This is a genomic window from Sphingobium limneticum, from assembly GCF_008710165.1.
GTDB lineage: Bacteria > Pseudomonadota > Alphaproteobacteria > Sphingomonadales > Sphingomonadaceae > Sphingobium > Sphingobium limneticum.
The window spans coordinates 1-8,123 of the sequence record NZ_VYQA01000045.1 but is presented as its reverse complement, the minus strand read 5'-3'; the positions used below and the strand labels follow the sequence as shown (position 1 = coordinate 8,123).

At 62.2% G+C, this 8,123-nt stretch carries 8 protein-coding genes and 3 pseudogenes; 8 read left to right on the top strand and 3 right to left on the bottom strand.

Features of this window, described 5'->3' with window-relative positions:
* Positions 1-100 precede the first annotated feature (100 nt).
* From F4U95_RS24095 to F4U95_RS24080, 4 genes are all read left to right on the top strand, one after another.
* Positions 101-376 carry a putative quinol monooxygenase gene (locus F4U95_RS24095; protein WP_120252780.1) on the top strand — a complete coding sequence of 92 codons (276 nt, stop codon included), beginning with the start codon at positions 101-103 and terminating at the stop codon, positions 374-376.
* Between the two features lie 268 nt (positions 377-644).
* Positions 645-1,754 (top strand): S-(hydroxymethyl)glutathione dehydrogenase/class III alcohol dehydrogenase, encoded by a 1,110-nt coding sequence (locus F4U95_RS24090; protein WP_120252779.1) that lies wholly within the window; start codon positions 645-647, stop codon positions 1,752-1,754.
* A gap of 394 nt (positions 1,755-2,148) precedes the next feature.
* Positions 2,149-4,809, top strand: coding sequence for an excinuclease ABC subunit UvrA (locus F4U95_RS24085; RefSeq protein WP_232016581.1), 2,661 nt, complete (start codon positions 2,149-2,151; stop codon positions 4,807-4,809).
* Positions 4,810-4,844: 35 nt separating this feature from the next.
* On the top strand, positions 4,845-5,429 hold the full coding sequence (locus F4U95_RS24080) for a PRC-barrel domain-containing protein (protein ID WP_120253503.1): 585 nt from the start codon (positions 4,845-4,847) through the stop codon (positions 5,427-5,429).
* An 8-nt stretch (positions 5,430-5,437) separates the two neighbouring features.
* Here the strand turns inward: F4U95_RS24080 and F4U95_RS24075 are convergent, their stop codons facing one another.
* Both F4U95_RS24075 and F4U95_RS24070 read right to left on the bottom strand, forming a co-directional pair.
* Positions 5,438-5,722 carry a type II toxin-antitoxin system RelE/ParE family toxin gene (locus F4U95_RS24075; protein WP_269462555.1) on the bottom strand — a complete coding sequence of 95 codons (285 nt, stop codon included), beginning with the start codon at positions 5,720-5,722 and terminating at the stop codon, positions 5,438-5,440.
* Positions 5,723-5,783: 61 nt separating this feature from the next.
* Positions 5,784-6,032 (bottom strand): annotated as a pseudogene (locus F4U95_RS24070) (Tn3 family transposase); the annotation flags it as partial.
* Between the two features lie 107 nt (positions 6,033-6,139).
* Here F4U95_RS24070 and F4U95_RS24710 point away from each other — a divergent pair.
* Positions 6,140-6,361 carry a hypothetical protein gene (locus F4U95_RS24710; protein WP_161600456.1) on the top strand — a complete coding sequence of 74 codons (222 nt, stop codon included), beginning with the start codon at positions 6,140-6,142 and terminating at the stop codon, positions 6,359-6,361.
* Positions 6,362-6,664: 303 nt separating this feature from the next.
* Positions 6,665-7,081 carry a PaaI family thioesterase gene (locus tag F4U95_RS24060; RefSeq protein ID WP_120253502.1) on the top strand — a complete coding sequence of 139 codons (417 nt, stop codon included), beginning with the start codon at positions 6,665-6,667 and terminating at the stop codon, positions 7,079-7,081.
* Between the two features lie 18 nt (positions 7,082-7,099).
* Here the strand turns inward: F4U95_RS24060 and F4U95_RS24055 are convergent, their stop codons facing one another.
* Complete coding sequence (locus F4U95_RS24055) at positions 7,100-7,255, bottom strand: hypothetical protein (RefSeq protein WP_161600455.1); 156 nt, start codon at positions 7,253-7,255, stop codon at positions 7,100-7,102.
* Between the two features lie 125 nt (positions 7,256-7,380).
* Between F4U95_RS24055 and F4U95_RS25600 the strand changes: the two are divergent.
* Both F4U95_RS25600 and F4U95_RS24045 read left to right on the top strand, forming a co-directional pair.
* A pseudogene (locus F4U95_RS25600) lies at positions 7,381-8,020 on the top strand (hypothetical protein).
* A pseudogene (locus F4U95_RS24045) lies at positions 8,017-8,123 on the top strand (ATP-binding protein); the annotation flags it as partial. The pseudogenes F4U95_RS25600 and F4U95_RS24045, both read left to right, overlap by 4 nt.

The following is an 8,123-nucleotide window of genomic DNA, read 5'->3' as shown; positions in this document are numbered from 1 at the left end:
TCCCATTCCGAGCCGTACTCGGCCCGCTGCTCCACCACCATACGAACCGCCCGCTCGCGGACTTCAGGTGAAAATTTGTTGGTTGTCTTGCTCATAACGGATGCTCCTTCTCACAAGTTGGAGCCTCCTGGAAACCCGGGGCGCTTCATTTCTGAAGGACGCGCTGCCGTTGGCACAAGCCGAAACGGGTACTCCGGTCTGGTATGCTGTAAAGTTCGGACCAAGCAGTTTCGCGATCTTTGACGCCTTTCAGAATGATGGCGACAGAACCGCACATCTCAACGGTCCGATCGCGGCGGCACTCATGCAGAACGCCGATGAGCTTCTGGCCACGCCGCCGGTCATCGAGCGCTGGGATGTTCTCGCGGTCAAGTAAGCTAGACAGAGCGGTATGTGGCATCGCTGCGACCGCTCTGCCGCCATCGTCGTGGTGAGTTTCTTCTTCCACGTAAGCGATGTCGCGCTAGTCTAGAAGCCAGCCCCTGCTGCCTTCTCTGGTTTGAGATCCTCGTTAGGACACCTCTTGTATACTGGCAGGGAGTATACTAAAGGTACTCCCTGCCAGTATGAGAATGTCGACGAATTTGCGCTGACGCAACGGCCTCCCACCAGCAATCAGTTTAACTCAACGAGGGTCTCCCAACATGAAATCTCGCGCCGCTGTAGCCTTCGAGGCGGGCAAGCCACTCGAAATCGTCGAGATCGATGTCGCCCCACCCCGGAAAGGCGAAGTCCTCATACGCGTGACGCACACCGGTGTGTGCCACACCGACGCGTACACGCTGGAGGGGAGTGATCCGGAGGGTGTTTTCCCGGTGGTTCTGGGCCACGAGGGCGCGGGCATCGTTGTCGAGGTTGGTGAAGGCGTCACCAGCGTCGGGCCGGGCGATCACGTGATTCCGCTCTACACCGCCGAGTGCGGCAAGTGCGACTTCTGCCTGTCGGGCAAGACCAACCTGTGCGTCGCTGTCCGCGAAACGCAGGGCAAGGGCTTGATGCCCGATGGGACCACCCGCTTTTCGTACAATGGTCAGCCCCTCTATCATTACATGGGCTGTTCAACCTTCAGTGAATATACTGTCGTCGCCGAAGTCTCGCTCGCCAAGATCAATCCCGAGGCAAACCCCGAACATGTCTGCCTGCTCGGCTGCGGCGTCACGACCGGCATCGGCGCAGTCCACAATACCGCCAAGGTCCAGCCCGGAGACTCGGTCGCCGTGTTCGGACTCGGCGGCATCGGCCTCGCGGCGATTCAGGGTGCGCGCCAGGCGAAGGCGGGTCGCATCATCGCCATCGACACCAATCCGTCCAAGTTCGAGCTGGCACGCCAGTTCGGTGCGACCGAGTGCATCAACCCCAAGGACCATGACAAGCCTATCCAGCAAGTGCTGATCGAGATGACGGGCTGGGGCATCGATCATACCTTCGAGTGCATCGGCAACGTCCACGTCATGCGCGCCGCGCTTGAATCAGCGCACCGTGGCTGGGGTCAGTCGATCGTTATTGGCGTTGCCGGCGCGGGCGAGGAAATCTCCACCCGCCCATTCCAGCTCGTCACGGGCCGCGTATGGAAGGGATCCGCTTTCGGTGGCGTCAAGGGACGGACAGAGCTCCCCGGCATGGTCGAGGACGCGATGAGAGGCGATATCGATCTGGCCCCGTTCGTAACCCACACGATGGGGTTGGAGGAGATCAACGAGGCCTTCGAACTGATGCACGAAGGCAAGTCGATCCGCACGGTCATTCACTACTGACCCGCCGATCCGAAGCGGCGCGAAGCGCCCGGATCGACAACTCGGCCGTCATCATGGCCCGACCCCGGCCATGATGACGCGCGCTCTGGCAAATGGGCAACGCGTCGCGATGGGGTAACAAGCGCCGAAGTGCGGTCGTTAGATGCCGATAGTGGCACGGACCAGGGCCGCCTGGCCCAGGCGCTTACCAGCGGAGTGTGTGTGGCCTCGCCGCGCGACCCAACGGGAAAAATGGTTTTGTCGTAACCTTTGTCTGATGCTGGAGAAATATTTCAAAGGTGCCGAACATCGGGCCAGTCTGGCCGTTGGATGTATTGCGTCGGAAATGCATTCATCTGCTACCCGACTGTGATGAACCACGGGCCGCACGGGCGTATAAGGCAGGACGACTGAATTGAAGAGCAAGGATATTCACGCGACGACGCCGGCCACCGATCATGGGCATACGGGGCCGCCCGCTTGCGTGCAGGTTCGCGGCGCGCGCCAGAATAACCTCAAAAATATTGACGTCGATGTACCGCGCGACGCCTTCGTGGTGTTCACCGGCATATCGGGCTCGGGCAAGTCATCGCTCGCGTTCGGCACCCTTTATGCCGAAGCCCAGCGGCGTTATCTGGAATCGGTTGCGCCCTATGCCCGTCGCCTGATCGACCAGGCCGGCGCACCGGAGGTGGACGCGATCGACGGTTTGCCGCCTGCGGTCGCGTTGCAGCAGCAGCGCGGCTCTGCCAACGCGCGATCCTCGGTCGGCAGCGTGACGACGCTCTCCAGCCTGGTGCGGATGCTCTATTCGCGCGTCGGCGAATATCCGCGCCATCAGCCCATGCTCTATGCGGAGGATTTCTCCCCCAACACGGTCGCGGGGGCCTGCGCAACCTGCCACGGTATCGGCCGCGTATATGACGCGACCGAAGAGACGATGGTTCCTGACGACAGCCTCACCATTCGCGACCGGGCGATCGCCGCCTGGCCGACCGCCTGGCATGGGCAGAACCTGCGCGATATCCTCGTTTCGCTCGGCTATGACGTCGATACGCCGTGGCGCGACCTGCCGAAAAAGGATCGCGACTGGATCCTCTTCACTGAAGAGGCGCCGACGGTGCCGGTCTATGCGGGCCTGACGCCCGAACAGACCCGGACGGCGCTCAAGCGCCGCATGGAGCCGAGCTATCAGGGCACCTTCACCGGCGCCCGCCGCTATGTGCTGGAGACCTTCGCCAACACGAAAAGCGCGCTGATGAAGAAGCGCGTCTCGCAATACATCATCGGACGCGATTGCCCGACCTGCGACGGCAAGCGGCTGAAGCGCGAAGCCCTGTCCGTGAAGTTCGCGGGCCTCGACATCGCCGAGTTCGGCGATCTGACGGTGTTGAAACTCCGGGACTTGCTCACGCCCGTCGCGCATGGCGAATATGGGGGCGCCGCGGCGGTCCCGAAGGGCCATGTCCTCGGCAAGGCGGCCCGCGATGCGGCGGTCGAACGGCGGGTCGCGGCAGGAGGTTCGGCGCACAAGGCTGCGCCCGACGTGCGCCGCACGCCCAATCTTTCCGATGAAAAGCGGGTCGCCGCACAGCGTCTCGCCTGCGAATTGCTCGAACGGCTCGAGCCACTGATCGATCTTGGCCTTGGCTATATCTCGCTCGACCGCAGCACGCCGACGCTCTCCTCCGGGGAGCTGCAACGCCTGCGCCTCGCCACCCAATTGTCGTCGCAGCTTTTCGGCGTGGTCTATGTGCTGGACGAGCCCTCGGCGGGGCTGCACCCGGCAGACGGCGAAGCCCTGCTGACCATCCTTCAGCGGCTGAAGGCGGCCGGCAACTCGCTGTTCGTCGTCGAACATGATCTCAACGTCATCCGCCATGCCGAATGGCTGGTCGATGTCGGCCCGGGTGCCGGCGAAAAGGGCGGCGAAGTGCTTTACAGCGGGCCGATCGCGGGACTGGCCGATGTCGAGGAATCGATCACCCGCCGCTATCTGTTCGCAGAGCCCGTCGCCCATGATCGGACCCCGCGTGAAGCCAAGGCATGGCTTCGTCTCGAAGGCGTGACGCGCAACAATCTTCACAGCCTCGACGTCGAGCTTCCGATAGGCTGCTTCACCGCCGTCACAGGGGTCTCCGGATCGGGCAAGTCCAGCCTGGTCAGCCAAGCGCTACCGGAGCTTGTCGCGGAACAGCTCGGCAGCTCGGCAGCCGTTGAAGAGGATGAGGTCGATCCGCTGCTCGATGTCGCGCAGGACGATACCGAAGGCCGCATCGTGGCCGGCATGGAGTATGTCCGAAGGCTGGTGCGGGTCGATCAGCGGCCGATCGGCCGCACCCCGCGCTCGAACCTCGCCACCTACAGCGGCCTGTTCGATCATGTCCGCAAGATCTTCGCCGACACGCCGCTTGCCCGCCGGCGCCACTACAGCCCGGGCAGGTTCTCGTTCAACGTCGCACAGGGCCGCTGCCCGGTATGTGAGGGCGAGGGCTTCGTCATGGTGGAGCTGCTGTTCCTGCCGAGCGTCTATGCGCCTTGCTCGACCTGCCACGGCAGTCGCTACAATCCGCAAACGCTCGAAGTCGAATGGAACGGCCGCAACATCGCTCAGGTGCTAGAGCTGACGGTGGACGAAGCGTGCGACTTCTTCGCAAGCGAGGCATCCGTCATGCGCTCGCTCGATGTGCTGCGGGAAATCGGTCTTGGCTATCTGCGGCTCGGGCAGCCGGCGACGGAACTGTCAGGCGGCGAGGCGCAGCGCATCAAGCTCGCGACGGAGCTGCAACGCGCGCAGCGGGGGAACACGATCTACATTCTCGACGAGCCGACGTCGGGGCTTCACCCCTCCGATGCGGATCGGCTGATGCGGCACCTGCAGGGTCTTGTCGATGTCGGAAATACGGTCGTGGTGGTCGAACATGACATGCGCGCCATCGCACAGGTCGATTGGGTCATCGATCTGGGGCCGGGGGCCGGGGAAGAGGGTGGCCAAATCATCGCCAGCGGCGTCCCTAGCGATGTTGCGGAGGCGGAAGGCAGTCTGACCGCCCCCTATCTCAAAACGGCCCTGTAGCCGCCTGTAAGCCCGCCACAGGGGAGGGGGTGGACATGATAAGCCTCGTGGGTTGGATCGCCACGATCGCGACGATAATCGCGGCCATGATGACAGCTTCCAATCTCGGCGCGCGCGTGACGGGTTGGGGCTTCGTCGTGTTCAGCGTCAGCTCGGTTTGCTGGACGACGCTCGGCTATGCGACGGGGCAGACGGCCTTGGTCGCCACCAACGGATTTCTGATGGTGACGAACCTCGTCGGTATCTGGCGATGGCTGGGGCAGCAGACCAAATATGAAGATGGCGGCCGATCGGCCGAAACCGCCAGCCAACGATCGGAAACCCCGAACCTGTTCACTGCGACCGGACTGATCGGCATGGCCGTCGACGACAAGGCCGGCATGAACCTGGGCCGGGTCGTCGAGGCGCTGATCGAGTGCGCGACCGGCAGGATCAATTATGTGGTGGTGTCGGACGAGCGCTATGCCGGTCTCGAGGAGACGTTGCGAGCGGTGCCGCTCGATCAGCTCAAGATCGGTTACACCCGCATAACAATGCTGCTCGATGGCCCAAGCTATCTGGCGTTGCCCGGCCTGAAAAATCGCGATTGGCCCGCTTACGCCCCGGTCAATCCGCAATAGGGTTGGGATCACACCAACTGTAGTGCGCGGTAATGATCCTGGCCGGGGCCAAGAAAGCGCAGGACAAGGATGCGCTCGGGCTCTGGACGATAAAGGATGCCATAGCGCCGATAGGAACGGCGCCGGATGCCGTAGCGCTCATATCGCGGCACCAGAGGGAAGCCTTGGGGAAGATCGGCGAGGCGACGGGCTACCTCGCGCAGCTCCTCCACGAAGCTGATCGCGCGTGCGGGATTGTCCGCTTCGATATGCTCGGCGATGCGATCGAGATCGGCCAACGCATCCGGCGTCAGGATGAGGGCATAGCGTGGAAGGTACGCTAAACAACGCTAAGAGCGAACAATCAGCGAACGCTTAGGCGACGCGGCTATCGGGCGGCAGATTGAGGGCCTTTCGACCAGCGGAGGCGGCTGCGCGATCCCAGAGGGAATCGCCGGAAAAAGCAATATGCTCCCAGCCTACCGGGGACGTGTGGGCGAGGAGATCGTCAGGCACCGGGACCGATGTCGATCGTAGGTGCTGGGCGGCGGCGTCCATGTAGATCGTGTTCCAATAGACGATCGCCGCGATGACCAGGTTGAGGCCGGATGCCCGATATTGCTGCGTAAGCGGTGTTTTCCACCCACCTTGCACGGCGTGGTGATTGAGGCAGAGGGTGGGCGTTATGGAAGCCCACAACCTTACGAGCGCACTGGACACCCGCACTGGAGTTGGTCTGGAGCCTGTCCGCCGCCCTGAACGCCTACGCCGGCACACAGAACGTGACGGGCCACAGCGTCGCTCAACTGGCACGATTGAATGCGGTCTGGTCGGCAACGCCCAACCTGTCATTCACGCTGCGGACCGAATATCTGCGCGCCGGCAAGGTCTTGACACGCGCCGGCTACACGGATTCGTTGTTCAACGGAGTGTGGGCGACCTTTCGGTTCTGAAAAGTCGCCTTGAGTATCGGGGAGGCCCGAAGCGATCCCTCTCACCATTGATGTGAGCAACTCGCCTATCAGCATCGTCAGCCATGATTTTGCCCGTGATTGACGTGCTCCTTCGCTCCACCTCCGTCCGGATATGGCGGCGATGAGCTTAATGCACTAACAAACCAATCGGTCCACTCGGTGGGGGCAGACCAAGGTGCCACCCTTTCGATAATCGAAGAAACGGGGCACCTCATTCCGTTGGAGCGACCTCAACAGCTATTGAGTGTCTTGAAGGCCAAACTGTTCAACTGATTGGATGCCATGAATCCCTGTCTGACATTAAACGAACTTGCCGAATTTCTCGATGGCGCGTTTCCGAGCGAAACGCGCGCGTCCCTTGGCGCCGTGGTCGATGTTCAAGCTGGGCATGTCCGCATGACCCTTGATCCTAACCCAAGCATGGTTCGGCCCGGAGGGATCGTATCGGGGCCAACGCTCATGGCACTTACCGATGTTGCGGCTTATGCGGTGGTTATCGCTCATCATGGGCGAAAGGAGATGGCAGTAACAAACGGTCTGTCCATCTCCTTCCTCCGCGCCTGCAAAATGGAGACGATCATTGCAGACGCCCGCTTGTTGAGGCTGGGCCGCCGCCTGACCACGGTCGATGTTCGATTATGGCAACAAGACGAAAATTATCTCGTAGCCCAATCTACCGTCAGTTACTCCCTTCCATAGCCCCTATTTTCCCAAGGATTATCGTTCGAGATCCTTTGCAGTCTTCTCGGCCGCTGCGCGATGCCGATCCTGCGTCTCGCCCCGGCGCTGTTCGACTTCGCGGACGCGCGGTGCGCGGACCTCGCCGCCACGCTCTAGCGTCTGTGCCACCGCCTCGCGCGCTGCTGCCTTCATGCGTGTGAGAACGGCGGAGCAATATTCGGCCACGCTAGCGGCGGGATAGTCCTGCTGCGGGCGGCGTAAAAGTCGTCCACCTTGAAGCCTTTCTGCCAAGTCAGGGAGGTGTGGGGATCTACAGCGTGGAACTTTATCTTCAGGTCCGTTTGTCTTGCGCGGATGGCATGAGCCAGCGGGCGGCGGCGAAGCGTTTCAATGTGTCGCGCGAAACGGTGCGCAAGATGCTGTCGTTTTCATCGCCGCCGGGTTACCGGCGTCAGTCTGAACCGCAGCGCCCGAAGCTGGACGGGTTTGTGGGGATCATCGATGGATGGCTTGAGAGGGATCGCGGTGTCCCGCGCAAGCAGCGCCATACGGCGAAGCGGGTATCTTCGCCCCGCTCCACTATCTCCCGCTGATCGAGCAGAAGATCAACGCGACCAGGCCGCCCCTTTGCAGGGCTGGGATTTGCCCGAAGCGGTCGGGACGCTGCAGCGGTTGATGGAAGGGCGCATGCACAAACATGGCAGGCGCGAATATGTGCAGGTGCTGCGCCTGCTGGAAACGTTCACCGTCGCCGATCTCCAGGCGGCGGTGGAACAGGCCATCGCCCTTGGCGCCATCGGCTTCGATGCCGTCAAGCACCTCGTCCTGTGCCGGGTCGAACGCGTACCGCCCAGACTGGACCTGGACGTCTATCCCTTCCTGCCTCGCACCACGGTCGAGAAGACCGTTGCTAGAGCCTATCTGAGCCTGCTCTGCGACAGGCAGGAGGCCGCATGAGCGATCAGGCACCGGAGATTCTTCTCGCTCACCATCTCAAGGCCCTCAAGCTGCCTACGTGCCTGCGAGAGCATCACAAGCTCGCCCGGCAATGTGCCGCTGA

Bases quoted from the DNA above. Each gene is read 5' to 3' on its own strand.
- F4U95_RS24095 (WP_120252780.1), top strand. From the start codon at position 101: ATGCTCCTTCTCACAAGTTGGAGCCTCCTGGAAACCCGGGGCGCTTCA.
- F4U95_RS24090 (WP_120252779.1), top strand. From the start codon at position 645: ATGAAATCTCGCGCCGCTGTAGCCTTCGAGGCGGGCAAGCCACTCGAA.
- F4U95_RS24080 (WP_120253503.1), top strand. From the start codon at position 4,845: ATGATAAGCCTCGTGGGTTGGATCGCCACGATCGCGACGATAATCGCG.
- F4U95_RS24060 (WP_120253502.1), top strand. From the start codon at position 6,665: ATGAATCCCTGTCTGACATTAAACGAACTTGCCGAATTTCTCGATGGC.
- F4U95_RS24055 (WP_161600455.1), bottom strand. From the start codon at position 7,255: ATGAAGGCAGCAGCGCGCGAGGCGGTGGCACAGACGCTAGAGCGTGGC.